This window comes from Luteimonas cucumeris (genome assembly GCF_007830035.1).
GTDB classification, from domain to species: domain Bacteria; phylum Pseudomonadota; class Gammaproteobacteria; order Xanthomonadales; family Xanthomonadaceae; genus Luteimonas_C; species Luteimonas_C cucumeris.
On sequence record NZ_VLKN01000005.1, the window covers coordinates 154,538 to 171,223 of the forward strand.

Here is a 16,686-nt window from a genome sequence, read left to right on the forward strand (position 1 = left end):
GCGAGGGACCTGTTGTTGGCGATGTGCGACGCGCGCATGCGCGGCGGGTGAGCCGAATCAGAACGCGTACTGCAGCTTCACCGAGCCTTCGGTCTCGGTCCGGCCGTCGCCACCGCTGGCGACGTGGCGTGTTTCCACGCCCGAGCGCAGCGTTACCTGTGGCCGGATCTCCACGTCGAAGGAGATCGCATTGCGCACGAAGGTATTGTTGTTGCGCCCGGTTTCCAGATAGGTCTGCTGGCTCAGCCGCGTGTGCTCGCCAAGGCGCTGGCGCAGGTCGAGGCTGGCGCGTGCCACCGGCCCGGTGATGCCGACGCCATCGTCGACCCAAGGCTGCAGCCGATAACCGGTACCGAACACCACCTTGACCTGCGTGTTCGGCAGGCGCACGGCTTCGACTCCGTAACGCGTGCCGACGCGCCAGTCACGGGCATAGCTGTCGACCCAGTCGCGCGCCGAGGAGGGTGCGCTCAGACGCGTGCGATACACCGCCTTTCCGGGCAGCGGCCGCAGCGCCGGCTTGTCGGCCGTGCGGAAATGCTCGAATTGCCGATCGCTCCATTCGACGTCGCCGCACACCAGGCTCAGGCACGTCGGCAGCGCCGACATGCGCGCGGCCTCGACCGCGACCGCCGTCGGCTGGTCCGGCATCTCGAGCAGCGGCAATGGCGACAGTGGCTGGCCGATCACGGCGAACCACCAGGCGGCCAGCATGGCGAACCCTCGTGTAAACGATTACATGGACATTATGCACGCCAACCATGGCTGGGCCCAAGGCCATGGGCAAATCAGTAGTACTGGCTCACCATGTGTCTAGCCTGGGCGAAAAACAGCCAGCGCTCTACGAACGTGCCGGCCAGTATCGCCACTACGGTCAGCGGGAACAGCAGCCCGCCGACCTTGGGCCACAGCGACAGGACCAGCGCGGCCAGCAGCGGCACCCCCGCGAACAGGGCCAGTGCCAGCCAGCGCAGCGCCTGCGCATGCTCGCGTGCGACCACGAAGACCATCTCGCGGGTGAGGTAGTTGGCTTGGGTATGCGGGCGTTCGAACACTTCGACTTCGCGTCCGGGCAGGCCGACCGCCGCGCCGCGGGTCGGCAGCGTGCCGCGGTCGGTCTCGCGCCAGTACAGCAGTTTCAGCAGGCCCGCCAGCACACCCAGCACCGCCAGGATCTTCGACAGGCCGGCCGCGGCGATGTCGCCGGGCAGCTTCCACAGCATCAGCAGGAACAGCAGCGCCGCGCCGCCGTGCAGAGCAAACAGCAGGTAGCCCGGCAGCACCAGCGGGTGGGTCCAGGCAGGAATCGGCTTGAGCGAGGCGTAGATCATCGCCGTGCAGCTGATCGTCGCCAGTGCCAGCAACGTGGTCAGGATCGCCACCACCACCAGCAGGGCCGCCGCATCCGGCGTCCGTACGCCGCGCCACAGCAACCACAACATCGCCAGCGCGGGCAGATAGGTGAGCAGCGACAGCACGCCCTCGCGTGACAGCCACGAGGTGCGCCATTGCGACATCGCCCGCCACGCGCGCTGCGGCTTGCCCAGATGGCCGAGCGAGCACAGCAGTCCGATCGTCACCAGCACCAGCGCGAGCCCGGTGGCGATCAATTGCAGCGAAACCAGCGGCGACGCCATGCCGCCGCGCGACTGCAGCATCATCACCGACACGCCCAGCCAGACCAGCAGGCCATAGCCGGCGCCGGACAGGGTGGTGAAGAAGATGACGGAGAGGGCGGGGTGCATGCTGTTCTTGGGGGCTGGGGGCTGGGGGCTGGGGGCTGGGCTGGCGCGGCCGGGCTACGGGTTGGTGGTTACTGCGTTCGTTTCACATCTTTAAAAAGAAGAGCAGGGCCATGGGTCCTAACGCCTAAATATTCCGGCCGTGAAGTAGCGGGCGTGAATGAAGTGTTAGTGCGATTTTTGTTGCCAAGCGATTGCCGTTTTAAAGCCATAGAGCGCAATAGACAGGAAGAAGAGGCAAACCAAATACCACAGCACGAAAGTAAGCCAGTAAGTAAATGGACTACTTGATAGTGAGACCGGATCACAGCGACGCCCCATGCAAAGTATCTGGCCGTCTCCGAGCGAAGCAATTAGAACACCTGCAGGAGCACATGCCATGAGGAAAACAACTGCACTGCCGATCAATAGGCCATTGCGGCTCTTTGGCTTTGCGTACTTTGGCCACAAACTCATCAGATAGGCCGTAATAAATGGAGCGACCAGCAGCAAGAGGATCTTCATGATCTTGTTCCCCTAGCGCTTCAATATCCGATCCAGCCAATGTAACGGCGAAGCCGCTTTCGTGGCAGTGTCGGCGGCCACAGTTTCGCCACCGTCGCGGCGTGGACGCGGCGGCAGGTAGCGGTTGACCGGCTGGTAACCCAGCTCCGGCATCAGGGCCACGCCACCGCGCTCGGCGACCAGTCTGGACACTTTCGATTCCGGGTCGCCGAGGTCGCCGAAGTGGCGCGCGCGGGTCGGGCAGGCCTGCACGCAGGCCGGCTGGCGTTCGCTTTCTTCCAGGTGCTCGTTGTAGATGCGGTCCACGCACAGCGTGCATTTCTTCATCACGCCCTGCGTTTCCGAGTATTCGCGCGCGCCGTAGGGGCAGGCCCAGCTGCACAGCTTGCAGCCGATGCACTTGTCCTCGTCGACCAGCACGATGCCGTCCTCGGCGCGCTTGTAGCTGGCGCCGGTCGGACAGACGGTGACGCAGGCCGGCGTCTCGCAGTGCAGGCAGGAACGCGGGAAGTGCAGCGTCATCGCCGGCTGCGTCGCTTCAGTCGCGACGCTGTTGCCGGATGCACAGGCCGAGGTCGGCGCGACTTCGTAACTGTGCACGCGGTTGAACCAGACGCCGACCGGATCCTTGCCGTAGGGCTGTTCGTCGAGCAAGGGACCGGCGATGCCACCGGCGTTCCATTCCTTGCAGCTGGTGGCGCAGGCGTGGCAGCCGACGCAGGTGTCGAGGTCGATCACCAGGCCGAGCTTCTTCTTCGAAGGCGGCGGCAGCGCGGTCATGGCAACTCCCGGTGGCGCAGGCGTCCGGTGCCGTAACCGACCAGCAGCAGCGAGAACAGGAACCCGAACGCCGCGCGCCAGCGCGACGACGGTGGCGCAAATGCGGCGCTCGATTGCATCTGAGGAAAGGCGCCCGGGTCGATGAACGCCCAGGCGCTGATGACCACGCCGCAGAGGCCGGCGACCAGGCAGGCCCAACGCACGATGGCGTTGAGCGTCCTCATCGGCCGTGCGCCCTGGCGCGCATGCTCGCCCCATAGCGCAGCGGCGTTTCGTCGGCTTCATCGAAAGCGAGCGCGGCGAACTGCGGTTGCGACCGAGCGATGCCATCCGCCTTGCGGATCGCCACGCGCAGATCGAACCATGCCGCCTGCCCGGTGACCGGATCGGCGTTGGCGTAGTCGCTTTTCGGCAGCTTGTCGGAGATCAGATGGTTCAGCAGGAAACCCTGCGAGCTTTCCGGCGCATTCCTGGCCAGGCGCCACGCGCCCTTGCGCTTGCCGATCGCATTCCAGCTCCACACCGTGTCCGGCTGCATGTTGCGGGCGAACTTCGCCTGCACGGTGATCGATCCGTGGTGCGAATCGACCGCCACCCAATCCAGGTCGGCGATGCCGTACCGGGCACCCGTGTCAGGATGCAGGTAAAGATAATTGCGCGCCGCGATCTGCCGCAGCCACGCATTCTGCGAGCCCCAGGCGTGGTACATGAACATCGGCCGCTGGGTGATGGCGGACAGGGGAAAAGCACTCGCTGTGCTCGCCCCATCTCCCGCTAGGGGAGAATGGGAGGCTTCGAGCTCCGCCGATTCGAACGGCTCGTACCAGATCGGCAGCGGATCGAAATAGGTCGCCACGCGTTTGCGATGTTCGGGCGGCGGCTGCTGCGCGCCATGGCCCTGCGCGGCCAGGCGGAACTTCTGCAGCGTCTCCGAGTACAGCTGCAGCACGATCGGCTCGGTCGAGCCGACGAAACCGAAGCGCTGCGCCCATTCCAGGTAACCACGGTTGGCCATCTTGAAATAGCGTGCATGCGCCGGGATTTCCTCGCGCCAGAAGCCGCCGTTGTCGATGTAGCGCTGCATCTGTTCGGGATTGGGCGCGCCCTTGCCATGCTGCGCGCCGTCCTCACCGCGCCAGCCGGCGAGCAGGCCCACGCCCGGTGCGCGCTCGTGTCGGACGATGTAGTCGGCATAGTCGCGGTACAACGGCGAACCGTCGGCATGCACCATGCCCGGCAGGCCCAGCCGCGCGCCGAGGTCGAGCAGTACCGACTGGAAGCCGCGCACGTCGCGTCCCGCGCGTTGCGTCGCCGGATCGAAGACCGGATGGCGGATCGCGTCGGCCGCGCCGTCGGCGTCGGAGATCGGACGGTCGAGCAGGCTGATGCAGTCGTGGCGTTCGAGATAGGTCGTATCCGGCAGCACCAGATCGGCGTAGGCGACCATCTCCGACGCGTAGGCATCGGAATAGATGATGTGCGGGATGCGGTATTCGCCGTCCTCGCGGCGGTCGGTGAGCCAGTGCATCGTCTCGCGCGTATTCATCGCCGAGTTCCAGCTCATGTTGGCCATGAACATCAGCAGCGTGTCGATCGGATACGGATCGCCGGCGTGGGCGTTTCGGATCACGGTGTGCATCATGCCGTGCGCCGAGAGCGGATAAGCCCACGAATAGGCGTGATCGATTCGGCGCGGCCGGCCGGCCGCGTCCACCAGCAGGTCGTCGGGCGAGTGCACGAAGCCCAGTGGCGGCGCATCCAGCGCGCCGTTGTCCTTGCGCGTCTTGCCGGGCCGGTTCGGCGGCGCAACGGATTTCGGGAACGGCGGCTGGTAGCGGAACGAACCCGGCGCGTCGACCGCGCCAAGCAGCATCTGCAGCAGGTGCAGGGCGCGGCAGGTATGGAAACCATTACTGTGCGCGCTGATGCCGCGCATCGCGTGCATCGCCACCGGGCGGCCGATCATTTCCGCGTGCTCGCGACCCCAGGCATCGGTCCAGGCGATCGGGAGTGTCAGGTTGCTTTCGAATGCGGCCTGCGCCAGTTCGCGCGCGATGCGGCGGATGGTATCGGCAGGAATCCCGCAACGTTCGCTGACCGCGTCGGGTGCGTATTGCGGATCGAGGTAACGTTCGGCGATCAGCTGGAACACGGGCACGGCGGTCCTGCCGTCGGCTAGCGTGAATTCACCGACGACGGCCGGCGCGATGCCGATCGCGTCCGCGCGTGCCGGCCCGCCGCCCTGCTCCCAGCACAGCGTATTGCCTTCGGCATCGCGTGCGAACAGGCCATCGTCGGCGCCGCCGGGATTGCGGATCACCAGCCAGTGCGCATTCGCGTAGCGCACCAGGTAGTCCAGGTCGATCCTGTCCATGCGCAGCAGTTCGTGGATCAGCGCGAACGCGAACAGGCCATCGGTGCCGGGGCGGATGCCGATCCATTCGTCGGCGATCGCGCCATAGCCGGTACGTACCGGATTGACCGCGACGATCTTGGCGCCGCGCGCCTTCAGCCTGCCGAGGCCGAGCTTGATCGGATTGGAATCGTGGTCCTCGGCCACGCCCCACAGCATGAAATAACGCGCGTGCTCCCAGTCCGGTTCGCCGAATTCCCAGAAGCTGCCGCCCAGCGTGTACAACCCGCCGGCAGCCATGTTGACCGAGCAGAAGCCGCCGTGCGCGGCGTAGTTGATCGTGCCGAACTGTTGCGCCCACCAGCCGGTCAGCGCCTGCGACTGGTCGCGGCCGGTGAAGAACGCCAGTTCATCGGGATTGCGTTCGCGGATCGGCGCCAGCCAGCCGGTGGCGATCTGCAGCGCCTCGTCCCATTCGATCTCGCGGAACTCGCCGCTGCCACGCTCGCCGACGCGCAGCAGTGGCTTGTCCAGCCGCGCCGGCGAGTAGTGCTGCATGATTCCCGCCGCGCCCTTGGCGCAGATCACGCCCTGGTTGACCGGGTGCGCGGGATTGCCTTGCAGATAACGGATCTTGCCGTCGGCCAGCCATACCTTGATGCCGCAGCGGCACGCGCACATGTAGCACGTGGTCGTCCGGACGTCGTCGCCGGGCGAGGGCGACGTATTGATGGCTGGCTCTTTCGGAGCGGGCGCGCGCATGCCGCGTATTGTGCCTGCGCGGCGCGCGGGAAAGTGTAGGCGGGCCCGGGTCCGCCATTGCGATGTCAAAACGTCCGCGATGATGGCCGGTTTGCGACGGCGGCCTGGGTCCGCCCTACGGGGGGTCGATCGTGATCGCCGGATCGTCGTAGCGCGAATAGCGGATCGTGGCATCGACGGTCTTGCCCTGCACGTGGCTGCTGTGCCGGATCTGCAGCGGCAGGTCGTCGTCGCCGATCCACATCGTCACGTCGGTCGGTTGCGGCCGGGTGTTGTGCACCAGATACTTGCGCGCGCTGACGCCGTCGATCGTTTCGCGGCCCTGCGCATCGACGGTCATGGTCGCCTGGTTCTCGGCCAGCTTGCCCGGATCCCGCCATTGGCCCAGGGTGCCCTTGGGCATCGGCATCTTCATCGTGCGTCCCTGCACGTTCATGTGCATGGTGTCGCCGATGATGACCTGCGTGCCCATCGGCATCCGTATGCGGTAGCGGTCGGGCGCGACGAAATCCATTTCCGTAGTCATGCCGTCGGGCATCGCGCTGCCGGCCATCTCCATGGTGGCGTGGAAACTGCGCACGGCGAGGAAGGCGTCCATCGCCGCCTTGATCTCGTCGCGCGGGCTGGGCAACGGATTGAGCTGATCGGCCACCGCCGCGATGCTCGCCGCCGGCGAGGCGGTTCGCGTGGCGGAAGTATCGGGATCCACGGCGGCCGCGGCATCGGCGGACGCCTGCGGCTTGCACGCGGCCAGCAGGGCGAGGCAGAACAGGCTCAGGCAAAGGTGGGTCGGGCGGCGGGTCATGGGTCACCTGGGATGGCGGTGGCGGCAAGGAACTAACGGGCAGGCGCGTTGGCGGCGGTCATCGGTGCCGCACTGTCCTTGGCTTCTGCATCCGCAATCCGGTGGCGGGAAGTGCCAGCCGCGTCGACGGACATCCCGCCATCGAGATGGTAAAGCCGCCATAATCCGTCCATGGACCGCTACGAGCGCATCAACGCCCTGCACCGCATCCTCAAGTCCGCGCGCTATCCGGTGACGGTGCCGCGCCTGCAGGAGGAACTCGGCTGCTCGCGCGCCACCGTCTACCGCGACCTCGCCTTCCTGCGCGATGCGCTGATGGCACCGGTGGTCGGCGACGGCGAGGCGGGTTTCCGCTACGAGTCCGGCGACGCCGGCCGTTTCGAACTGCCGGGCCTGTGGCTCAATTCCGAGGAACTGCACGCACTGCTGGCCGCGCAACAACTGCTGGCACGCACCGGCGGCGGCGTGCTGTCGAGCGCACTGGCGCCGCTGCACCAGCGCATCGAAGGCCTGCTGGCCGAGCATGCCGGCGGCAAGCGCTGGCCGGTCGAGCGCGTGCGCGTCATTCCGCACCGCACCCGCCGCACCGATGAACACGCGTTCCGCACGGCCGCCTCGGCGGTGCTGGAACGCAAGCGCCTGGCGTTCGAATACCGCGCACGTTCCACCGACGAGAAGACCCGCCGCATCGTCTCGCCGCAGCGCATCACCCATTACCGCGACAACTGGTACCTTGATGCCTGGGACCACGAGCGCGAGGCACTGCGCAGCTTTTCGGTCGACCGCATCGGCAATGCGCGGGTGCTGGAAGAAGAGGCGCTGGACATCGGCGACGACCAGCTCGACCAGCACCTGTCGTCCAGTTACGGCATCTTCTCCGGCGAGCCGAAGGGCTGGGCCACGATCGTGTTCAGCCCCAAGGCGTCGCGCTGGGTCGCCGACGAGCACTGGCATTCGATGCAGCAGGGGCGCTGGCTGCCTGACGGCCGCTACGAACTGAAGGTGCCGTACGGCACGTCGCGTGAACTGCTGATGGACGTGCTGCACTATGGCAGCGACGCCGAGATCATCGAGCCGAAATCCTTGCGCGAGCAGGCCCGTTCGCTCTTGTCGCTGGCATTGAGCCAATACGACCGCGACTGATCGCGCCCGCCGATCCGGGCTGGCCCGTATGCGACGGACATCGCCAATGACCGGTCATGGGCTTGCCGGCCCGCTGTAGACATTGCGGGAATACGCGAACGACTAGGATCGGGCCATGCCGAAACGCGTGCTGATCGTCTGTGTCGGCAATATCTGCCGCAGTCCCACCGCCGAGGCGATCCTGCGCCATCGGTTGCGCGAGCAACCGGACAACGTTGTCGAATCGGCGGGACTGGCGGCGCTGCGCGGCATGCCGATCGACCCGCAGGCCGAGCAGGTGCTGGCCGCGCACGGGCTTTCTGCCGGAACCCATGTCGCCCGGCAGATCAGTCCCGCGCTGATCGAAGGCGCCGATCTCGTCCTTGCGATGGAGCGACGACACCTGGAAGCCTTGCGTGTGCTCGCGCCGAAGGCAGTGGGAAAAATTTTCATGCTGGGGAAGTGGCAGCGCAACATCGATATTCCCGATCCATACGGTCGCGGAGCCGCTGCATTCAAAAAAGTCTATCCAATGATCGATGCTGCCGTCGAGGCTTGGCTTCCGCGCATTTACACACACGCGTGACATCGCTTAATGGTGTCGACGCCATCGTGCTTGCGCGAAATCGATGCGCGATCGCTTCATGCACCTGTTCATGACGATGAAGCAGATCGCTTCATGTTCCTATCAGGTTGTGCTTACTAGATTCGTGTTGACTGAAATGGAAAGCGGTTTCGCAACGAGTGATCGTGCATTCCGCGTAAGGAAGGTCGCCGCCTTGGGGGTGCGGTTGTTGCACGTGCGGATGCACACGGATTCCAACAACTAACAAGAATCTCCGAGGCAGCGCATGGAAGATCCAAAACTGGTAGCCGCCAGCGCCATTGCATTGGCAGTCACCTTGTTCGCCATATTTTCGATACGCCCCGTCGCGCGTCGCTTCGGCCTGGTGGACAGGCCGGACGAGCGCAAGCGCCATCGTGGCCGCATCCCGCTGATCGGCGGCCTGTGCGTCTTTCTCGGCCTGCTGGTGGGCCTGGGCTACCTGGGTTACCTGGACCGTTTCGCCATGAGCCTGGTCGCCGGCGGCATGTTGGTCATGCTGATCGGCGTGGTCGACGATCTCAACGACCTGAGCGCCGGTTCGCGCCTGCTGGCGGAAGCCGGCGTCGTGGCGCTGGTGATCGCGGCAACCGGTTATTACGTCGACGATCTCGGTCTGCAGCTCGGCGGGCAGCAACTGCGCCTGGGCATTTTCGGCATTCCGCTGACGATCTTCGCCGTGATCGGGCTGATCAACGCCTTCAACATGCTCGACGGGATCGACGGGCTTGCCGCATCGATCGCGATGGTCAGCATCGCCGCGATCCTGTTCTTCGACAATGCACACTGGTCGGTGCCCAGCGCGCTGTTGCTGCTGCAGGTACTGTTCGCCGCGCTGATTCCCTACCTGTTCGTCAACCTGGGCTGGCCGGACGGACGCAAGATCTTCATGGGCGACGCCGGCAGCATGCTGATCGGCTTCCTGCTGGCCTGGAGCCTGGTGTTCCTGAGCCACCGCAGCGTCGCGCGGCTGGCGCCGGTCGACGTACTGTGGTGCGTGGCGCTTCCGATCATGGACACGCTGGCGGTCATGTACCGGCGTGTGCGCAACGGTACCTCGCCGTTCAAGCCGGATCGGCAGCACCTGCATCACCTGCTGCTGGATGCCGGCCATCCGCCGCGCATCGTACTGGCGGCGATCGTGCTTGCCGGCGGCCTGCTGGCGATGCTGGGCTACCTGCTGCGCGATATTCCAAGCCTGGCCAGCGCGCTGGTGTTCGCAGCAGTGCTGCTGGCCTACGTGCTGTGGCTGCCGCAGCTGCTGCTGCCGGCGGGCGCGGGCTCGTCGCGGCGCGTGGATGGAGGCGCTTCGCTAGCCATTGCCGGCGACGGCGATCGCGCGCTGGCTGCGCAGCAGGCATGGCAACCGTCTGAGCCACTCATGCCGGATCAGCATGGCGTTGCCGGCGAACCGATCGCGATGCATGCGCAACCCTCGCAGCTGCCACTGAAGGCCCTGTGCGTGCTCGCCGCGCCTTCCGATGCCGACAAGATCGCGCCGATCGCGAAACGGCTGTCTCAGGACGGTCGCTTCGATGCGACCGTGTGTGTCAATGCGGGACCCGGGCAGGACCCAGGCGAGGTGCTGCACCAGTGCGAGATCACGCCGGGGCACATGCCCTGCGTCACGCACGCCGACGACACGTCCAGCGAAGCCGGCGCCGCAGCATTCGGCGGGATGGAGCGCGTGTTGCGCGAAGTGCAGCCGGACGTGGTGCTGGTGCCGGCCGATACCGCCGCATCGTTCGCCACCACCCTGGTCGCCTACTACCACCAGATCCCGGTGGTATCCGTCGACACCGAAACGAAGCCGTCCACCGCGACGGCTTCGGACCTGCCCGACGAGGCCAACCGCAAGGTCATGCGCACGCTGGCGTCGTTGCACGTGGCGCAGAGTGAATCCTTCGGCCAGCACCTGGTCGAGGAGGGCGTGCCGATCGAGCGCGTGCTGGTGGCGGACAGCGGCCAGAGCGATGCCTGCGGACGCATCCTGGAAGCGCTGACGGGCCTGCGCGCCGCGCACGACCGGAATCCCGTGCCGGCACCGTATCCGGGCCCATCGCCGGCAGCGGCGCTGCAGGGTGCGCAGGCGCCATGACATCCGCCTCCGTGCATCGCCCGCGAACGCGCGGCGGCCTCTCATCCACGACCGGTGAAAGAACATGACCACCCATCTGATCACCCGAACCGATCCGCAGATCCAGGTGCCGCCGCCGGCGCGCGAAGACGAGATCGATCTGCCGTCGCTGTTGACCACGCTCAACGAGAACCGGCGTTTGATCCTGTTCGGTACCGCGCTGTTCCTGCTGGCCAGCGTCGCCTACGTGATGCTGGCGACACCGAAGTACGAGGCCAATGCGGTGGTGCAGGTCGAAAGCCGGCTGCCGAATTTCCCCGGCCTGAACGAGCGCGCCGGCACGCAGGCGCCGATGGCCGAGGAAGCGCCTGCGGCAACCGAGATCCAGTTGCTGACGTCGCGCCGCGTGCTCGGCGAAGCGCTGCAGAACCTGGGGCTGGACGTCGAGGTCAAGCCGTCGCGGTTTCCGTTGATCGGCGATTTCATGGCGCGCCGGTTCCAGCAACGGCACCCTGGTGAACTGGCCGAACCGTGGCTTGGCCTGTCGCGTCATGGCTGGGGCGGCGAGCGCCTCGAAATCGCCAAGCTTGAAGTGCCTTCCGAACTGACCGGCATTCCGCTGCAACTAATCGCGCGCGAGCCGGGCCACTACACCCTGGCCGACGGCGACGGCAACCTGCTGTTGCGTGGACGGGTTGGTGAGACCGTCGCCGCCAGCGGCATCACCATGGAAGTGGAAGCGCTGGAGGCGCGTCCGGGCATGCGTTTCGAGGTCACGCGCCTGAATACCATGGCGATCATGGATGCGCTGAAGCGCGAGATCAGCGCGACCGAACAGGGCCGCAGCTCCGGCGTCATCGCACTGACTTACGCCCACACTGATCCGGTGCGGGCCAGCCGGGTGCTGGATCAGATCACCCAGACCTACGTGCGCCAGAACGTGGCACGCAATTCGGCCGAAGCGGCCAAGCGGCTGGCCTTCGTCAGCGAGCAGTTGCCGAACGTGCGGCGCGAGCTGGCCAAGGCGCAGGATGCGCTGCGCGACTTCCAGGCGCGCTCGCAGACGATGGACGTGACCGTGCAGAACAAGGCGCTGCTCGACCAGATCGTCGCGCTGGATGCCAACATCCAGCAGCTGCGCGTGCAGATGACCGATGTCGCCAGCCGTTACACGCCGCAGCATCCGGCGTACCAGGTGCTGCAGCAGCAGATCGGCCAGTTCCAGAGCGACAAGGGCGCGCTGCTGAGCCGGCTGCGGCAGTTGCCGGACACGCAGCAGGGTCTGTTCCGGCTCAACCGCGATGTCGAGGTCACCAATCAGACCTACGCGAACCTGCTCGACCAGGCGCAGCAGCTGGACATCGCGCGCGCCAGCGCGGTCGGCAATGCGCGCGTGATCGATCCTGCCGCGGTCAACCTCGCCAGCCCGGCCTGGCCGAAGCCGGTGCCGGTCATCGCCGGCGGCACCGCACTGGGCGCGCTGCTGATGGTGGCCTTCGTGCTGCTGCGGCAGATGTTCAAGCGCGGTGTCGAGGACCCGGTCGACATCGAACTGCTCGGGCTGCCGGTGTACGCGTCGATTCCGTTCAGCGAGAAGGGCCACGAACTGGCGGTGCATCCGCGCCGCTTCCGTCGCGAGGGCCGGCAACGCCTGCTCGCGTTGAGCGCGCCGACCGACCTGGCGATGGAAGCGCTGCGCACGCTGCGCACCAGCCTGCATTTCGCGCGGCTGGAAACGCGCAACAACCTGCTGATGATCGCCGCGCCCAGCCCCGGGGTCGGCAAGACCTTCGTCTGCGCCAACCTGGCGGTGACGATCGCCCAGGCTGGCCAGCGCGTGCTGTTGATCGATGCGGACATGCGCCGCGGCACTTTGCACGACGCGATCGGAGTGCGCTCGGAAGGCGGATTGTCGGAGCTGATTTCCGGGCGCATCGGGCTGGAGGACGCGCTGCGGCGCGTGCCCGGTGCCGACAACATGGCCTTCATCTCGCGCGGCGCGGTGCCGCCCAATCCGTCCGAGCTGCTGATGAACGCCAACTTCGCCACGCTGCTGCACAAGCTGGCGCCGTGCTACGACATCGTCGTGATCGATACGCCGCCGGTGCTGGCGGTCACCGACGCGGCGGTGATCGGCCATCAGGTCGGCACCTGCCTGATGGTGGTGCGCTGGGGCCTGAACCAGCAGCGCGAGATCGCGCTGGCCAAGCAGAGGCTGGAGCAGAACGGCGTCGAGGTCCGCGGCGCGATCTTCAACGGCGTGCAGAAGCGCGGCGCGGGCCAGTACGCCTACAGCTACTACGAGTACCTGCCGGCGCGCGGTCCATCGCCGGCCCGTTAGGACGTGGCCATGCAGATCACCATGTCGCCGTATTACGGCAAGCCCGACTTTTCCGGGCTCGTGCGCAAGCGCGGCGCATACGGCGAGGTCGATCCGGTCTCGGTCGCCGACCTGCTGCGCAACGCGTTCGTCTATCCGCCGCATTCGACGCTGCAGGGCGTCAAGCTGGTGACGTTCGGCTTCTGCCCGCAGCACGACATGCATACCGCGCCGCAGTTCCACTTCAAGTTCCGCAACGCGGGCGAGGTGCCCGAGGTCGCGCGCGAGGATCAGGACTGGGTCGGCGTCTACCACCGCCTGCTGTGCGATGCGGTGACCAGTTCCTGCGCGCAGGCGCGCGCGCCTTGGCTTCTGCAGAGCGGCGGCAAGGATTCGACCACGTTGGCGATCGCCATCGCGCAGGCCCGGCCCGACACCACCTGCATCACCTACCTGGGTGGCCGCGAGGAGAACGAGGTGGAATCGGCGGCATTCGTCGCGCGCAGGCTCGGGTTGCGCCACGAAGTACTGGTATGCGATCCCGGGCGTGCCTACGACCGGTACCTGGCCGTCGTGGATCGCATGCCGCTGCTGACCGCCGACTTCGCCCTGCTGTCGTACATGGACCTGGCGACCGAGATCGCCACGCACGGCGGCGACGGCATCATCGATGGCCTTGGCGCGGACAGCTACTTCGGCACGCCGGTGAGCCGGCAGCAGCGGCTGCTGGCGCGGCTGGCGCAGCAGCTGCGCCTGCCGGGCCGGGCCTCCGAACTGCCGTTGATCGATCGCAGCTTCGAGCTGTGCTTCATGCTGGGCACCCTGCAGATGCATCCGATCGAGCGCGTGTTCCCCGGCTCTCGTTTCACCGACAGCGAAGTCGACGGCCTGTTCGGCTGCGACATGGCCAGCCGCTCGCGGGCGCGGCTGGCGCTGTTCCGGGAAGAAATCGCATCGGCGACCAGCACCTGGGAATGGCGCGACATGTCGATGTCGATCGCCGGCTCCGCGGGCGCCTTCGCCAAGGGCCTGTATGCGGCCGACGCGCTGTCGCTGCATGCCGCGTACCCGTTCTGCGACCGCGCTCTGCGCGAGTGGGTGCATTACGAAGTGCCCGGCTACCAGAAGGTCGATCCGGACACCGGCGTCAACAAGATGCTGATCCGCAGGCACATCGCCACCCGCTTCGGCGAGTTGCCGTATGTGCGTCGCAAGGGCAGCTTCCGTTTCGACCTGTGCGGCCTGGCCGCGGCACGCTTCGATCTGGTACGCGACCATGCGCAGCAGGCCAGCTACCTGCTGCCGGGCGCCACGCGCTGGCTGGACAGGAATCGCCGGCGCCTGGACAACAAGTACCACGCGTCGAAGTTCTATCTGCTGGCGGTGGTGCTGCCGTGGCTGGTCCGGCACGATCGCGGCAGCGAATCGTCGGCATCATGAGGCGCGCCGCCGCCGCGGATGCCGGTGTGGCTTCGCGCAGGAACTTCATCGGTGGAATGTTGGAGCTGGCCGCAATGGTTCTGGCCGTCGGTGCACTGCCGTTCGGCGTGCGGCCGGCCGCCGCGGGCAGGACGCGCGGCAACGCAAGAACCAGCGTGCGCGAGCACGGCGCCCGCGGCGATGGCATCCGCGACGACACCACTTCCTTCCAGGCGGCGATCGATGCATTGCCGGCCGACGGCGGCACCGTGCACGTTCCGGCCGGCACCTATCTCATCGATCCGACGCGCAGCGTGAAGCTGCGCAGCCGGGTGCACCTGGAGATGGCCGGCGATGCCACGCTGCAGGCCAAGGCCAATGCTGCGCCACGCGCCTACGTGTTGCTGGCGCAGCAACTCGAGGACGTGGAAATCTCCGGTGGGCGCATCGTCGGCGACCGCCATTCGCACCTGGGCAAGGATGGCGAGTGGGGACACGGCATCAGGGTGCGTGGCTGCACCCGCGTCACCATCCGCAACATCCGCATTTCCGACTGCTGGGGCGATGGAATTTCCGCGGGCGGCATCATGCTCAAGGGACGGCCGTCGCGGCCGGGACGCGACCTGCTGATCGACAACGCGACCTGCACCGGCAACCGGCGCCAGGGCTTGACCATCGGCAGCTATCGTGGGGCCCATGTGCGCGGCGGCGAGTTCAGCGACACCGGCGGCACCGCGCCCGCCGCGGGCATCGACATCGAACCGGACACCGATGTCGCGCGCGATGTCCTGATCGAGGGTTGCCTGGTACGTGGCAATCGCGGTCCCGGCATCCAGCTCTACAAGCGCGCGGCGGCGGTCACGATCAGGAAATGCACGATCGAGCGCAACCGTGGCGACGGCATCCTCGCGGTGACCGCGATCGACTGCGTGTTTTCCGGCAACGTGATCCGCAACAATGGCGCGAGAGGCGTTTCTCTGCGCGCCGGCTCGCGCGATGTACGCATCAGCGACAACCGGTTCGTCGGCAACCTCGATGGCGGCAGACGGCAGCTGCGCATGGCCGACGACAGCGTTGCGATCCGCATCGACGAGAACAATCAGTTCGAATAGCCGAAGGTGCGCATGCGCTGCGCCGTGTCCACGCCGCTCCGCAAGCTCAGCGCGCCCGCATTCCCAGATGGCGCAGCGCTGCCTTGACCGGCGCCTTCATCGGTCGCACCAGGGCGCGGTAGAAAGTGCCCTTGACCCGGTTGCGTCGTGGAATGCGCCATCCGAATCCCTCGTCGACCGCGTACAGGCAGGGATTGCAGTAGCCACAGGGCGCTTTGCCATCGGGTGACCGGTGGCAGAAGCAGGTTAGCTTCAAGATCTCCAGCCAGCCCTGCGCGCCGGCGATCTCGGCGGTTTCCGCTTTCTTCAATTCGAACAACGGGAAGGAAAATCCGCCGAACACCGTGAACTCGTTCGTGTTGCGATGCTCCTCGCCGAGACGCCAGGTGCCATAGCCGCCCGCGTCGCTGCGGAGCACGAACGGTTCGATGATGTGGTGGATCCTGCCATCGCGATAGCCGGCGGCCAGTTCAAGCTGCGCGATGCCCCGCTGATCGCGAAACCGGGCGAGCCACTCGTACTGATTGCCGAGGAAGGTCTGCGCGCGGATTCGGTCGTAGGCATCGGCGATCCTGGCATCGGGAGCAAGGTCGGCCATGTCGAAGCATTGCAGCGGCTTGAGTGACGTACGTGTTTGCGGGTACTGCTCGAACAGGCGATGGCGGATGCGTTCCATCGCCGCGAGCTCGGCGCGCGTGGAGGATCGCGTCGGATCCAGCAGGTAGTGGGGGACGACCTCGCGGCCATGAAGCAGCAGCAGCTGCAGTAACTGGAAACTCGAATCCCAGCCGCCGGTCCAGAGCAGGTTGACCGCGGGCACGGCTGCCTGGCGCATCGGAACGCCGGTGTCGGACATGCTGCCGTTTGAGTCCGCGCTCATGCCCGGATTCCATGCGCGATCGAAAGCATTGCGATGAACCTCGTCGTGGATATGTCTGGAGTTCGTCTCCGCGATGTTCGCGGGCGCCCGGGCCAGATGGCCGACGCTGAAATCTACACCGGAGCATCAAGGCGGTGGTGCATCCGGCGTGACGTTCTCTCCGGCTCTCCGGCTTTTCTCACTTCTAAAGCGGCAAAGGGCGAGAG

14 protein-coding genes are annotated in these 16,686 nt (G+C 66.5%); 6 read left to right on the forward strand and 8 right to left on the reverse strand.

The genetic code is table 11. The annotated features are described in order from the left end of the window. Positions 1-57: 57 nt before the first annotated feature. The 7 genes from IP90_RS11590 to IP90_RS11620 form a co-directional block, all read right to left on the reverse strand. The gene (locus IP90_RS11590) at positions 58-714 is read right to left on the reverse strand and encodes a DUF481 domain-containing protein (RefSeq protein ID WP_144899802.1); all 657 of its coding nucleotides are present in this window, start codon (positions 712-714) and stop codon (positions 58-60) included. 74 nt (positions 715-788) lie between these two features. Further along, entirely contained in the window at positions 789-1,745 is a 957-nt protein-coding gene (locus tag IP90_RS11595) for a dimethyl sulfoxide reductase anchor subunit family protein (protein ID WP_144899803.1), read from the reverse strand. A 165-nt stretch (positions 1,746-1,910) separates the two neighbouring features. Continuing rightward, positions 1,911-2,246: a hypothetical protein gene (locus IP90_RS11600; protein ID WP_144899804.1), complete on the reverse strand. Its 336-nt coding sequence runs from the start codon at positions 2,244-2,246 to the stop codon at positions 1,911-1,913. Positions 2,247-2,258: 12 nt separating this feature from the next. Further along, complete coding sequence (locus IP90_RS11605) at positions 2,259-3,026, reverse strand: 4Fe-4S dicluster domain-containing protein (protein WP_144899805.1); 768 nt, start codon at positions 3,024-3,026, stop codon at positions 2,259-2,261. Next, complete coding sequence (locus IP90_RS11610; protein ID WP_144899806.1) at positions 3,023-3,250, reverse strand: hypothetical protein; 228 nt, start codon at positions 3,248-3,250, stop codon at positions 3,023-3,025. Before IP90_RS11610 ends, IP90_RS11605 begins: the two co-directional genes overlap by 4 nt. Beyond that, complete coding sequence (locus IP90_RS11615) at positions 3,247-6,315, reverse strand: molybdopterin oxidoreductase family protein (protein ID WP_338419619.1); 3,069 nt, start codon at positions 6,313-6,315, stop codon at positions 3,247-3,249. The genes IP90_RS11610 and IP90_RS11615 overlap by 4 nt, the downstream gene beginning before the upstream one ends. Next, positions 6,257-6,946 (reverse strand): LolA-like protein, encoded by a 690-nt coding sequence (locus IP90_RS11620; RefSeq protein ID WP_144899808.1) that lies wholly within the window; start codon positions 6,944-6,946, stop codon positions 6,257-6,259. The genes IP90_RS11615 and IP90_RS11620 overlap by 59 nt, the downstream gene beginning before the upstream one ends. Positions 6,947-7,117: 171 nt before the next feature. Between IP90_RS11620 and IP90_RS11625 the strand changes: the two genes are divergently transcribed. The 6 genes from IP90_RS11625 (at position 7,118) to IP90_RS11650 (ending at position 15,600) form a co-directional block, all read left to right on the forward strand. Then, positions 7,118-8,089 carry a helix-turn-helix transcriptional regulator gene (locus IP90_RS11625; protein WP_144899809.1) on the forward strand — a complete coding sequence of 324 codons (972 nt, stop codon included), beginning with the start codon at positions 7,118-7,120 and terminating at the stop codon, positions 8,087-8,089. A 115-nt stretch (positions 8,090-8,204) separates the two neighbouring features. After that, entirely contained in the window at positions 8,205-8,654 is a 450-nt protein-coding gene (locus IP90_RS11630) for a low molecular weight protein-tyrosine-phosphatase (protein WP_144899810.1), read from the forward strand. Between the two features lie 265 nt (positions 8,655-8,919). Further along, entirely contained in the window at positions 8,920-10,770 is a 1,851-nt protein-coding gene (locus tag IP90_RS11635) for a UDP-N-acetylglucosamine 2-epimerase (RefSeq protein WP_144899811.1), read from the forward strand. Between the two features lie 64 nt (positions 10,771-10,834). Further along, positions 10,835-13,090, forward strand: a complete 2,256-nt coding sequence (locus IP90_RS11640) for a polysaccharide biosynthesis tyrosine autokinase (protein WP_144899812.1) — start codon at positions 10,835-10,837, stop codon at positions 13,088-13,090. Positions 13,091-13,099: 9 nt separating this feature from the next. Continuing rightward, complete coding sequence (locus IP90_RS11645) at positions 13,100-14,509, forward strand: asparagine synthase-related protein (RefSeq protein ID WP_144899813.1); 1,410 nt, start codon at positions 13,100-13,102, stop codon at positions 14,507-14,509. Positions 14,510-14,583: 74 nt separating this feature from the next. Further along, positions 14,584-15,600: a right-handed parallel beta-helix repeat-containing protein gene (locus IP90_RS11650; protein WP_158635336.1), complete on the forward strand. Its 1,017-nt coding sequence runs from the start codon at positions 14,584-14,586 to the stop codon at positions 15,598-15,600. Between the two features lie 46 nt (positions 15,601-15,646). Here IP90_RS11650 and IP90_RS11655 read toward each other — a convergent pair whose 3' ends face one another. Next, complete coding sequence (locus tag IP90_RS11655; protein WP_144899815.1) at positions 15,647-16,480, reverse strand: hypothetical protein; 834 nt, start codon at positions 16,478-16,480, stop codon at positions 15,647-15,649. Positions 16,481-16,686: the final 206 nt, after the last annotated feature.

What these genes read in the sequence shown, in the direction of transcription:
- IP90_RS11590 (WP_144899802.1), bottom strand. Translation starts at nt 714, where the DNA reads ATGCTGGCCGCCTGGTGGTTCGCCGTGATCGGCCAGCCACTGTCGCCA.
- IP90_RS11595 (WP_144899803.1), bottom strand. Translation starts at nt 1,745, where the DNA reads ATGCACCCCGCCCTCTCCGTCATCTTCTTCACCACCCTGTCCGGCGCC.
- IP90_RS11600 (WP_144899804.1), bottom strand. Translation starts at nt 2,246, where the DNA reads ATGAAGATCCTCTTGCTGCTGGTCGCTCCATTTATTACGGCCTATCTG.
- IP90_RS11605 (WP_144899805.1), bottom strand. Translation starts at nt 3,026, where the DNA reads ATGACCGCGCTGCCGCCGCCTTCGAAGAAGAAGCTCGGCCTGGTGATC.
- IP90_RS11610 (WP_144899806.1), bottom strand. Translation starts at nt 3,250, where the DNA reads ATGAGGACGCTCAACGCCATCGTGCGTTGGGCCTGCCTGGTCGCCGGC.
- IP90_RS11615 (WP_338419619.1), bottom strand. Translation starts at nt 6,315, where the DNA reads ATGCCACGATCCGCTATTCGCGCTACGACGATCCGGCGATCACGATCG.
- IP90_RS11620 (WP_144899808.1), bottom strand. Translation starts at nt 6,946, where the DNA reads ATGACCCGCCGCCCGACCCACCTTTGCCTGAGCCTGTTCTGCCTCGCC.
- IP90_RS11625 (WP_144899809.1), top strand. Translation starts at nt 7,118, where the DNA reads ATGGACCGCTACGAGCGCATCAACGCCCTGCACCGCATCCTCAAGTCC.
- IP90_RS11630 (WP_144899810.1), top strand. Translation starts at nt 8,205, where the DNA reads ATGCCGAAACGCGTGCTGATCGTCTGTGTCGGCAATATCTGCCGCAGT.
- IP90_RS11635 (WP_144899811.1), top strand. Translation starts at nt 8,920, where the DNA reads ATGGAAGATCCAAAACTGGTAGCCGCCAGCGCCATTGCATTGGCAGTC.
- IP90_RS11640 (WP_144899812.1), top strand. Translation starts at nt 10,835, where the DNA reads ATGACCACCCATCTGATCACCCGAACCGATCCGCAGATCCAGGTGCCG.
- IP90_RS11645 (WP_144899813.1), top strand. Translation starts at nt 13,100, where the DNA reads ATGCAGATCACCATGTCGCCGTATTACGGCAAGCCCGACTTTTCCGGG.
- IP90_RS11650 (WP_158635336.1), top strand. Translation starts at nt 14,584, where the DNA reads ATGGTTCTGGCCGTCGGTGCACTGCCGTTCGGCGTGCGGCCGGCCGCC.
- IP90_RS11655 (WP_144899815.1), bottom strand. Translation starts at nt 16,480, where the DNA reads ATGAGCGCGGACTCAAACGGCAGCATGTCCGACACCGGCGTTCCGATG.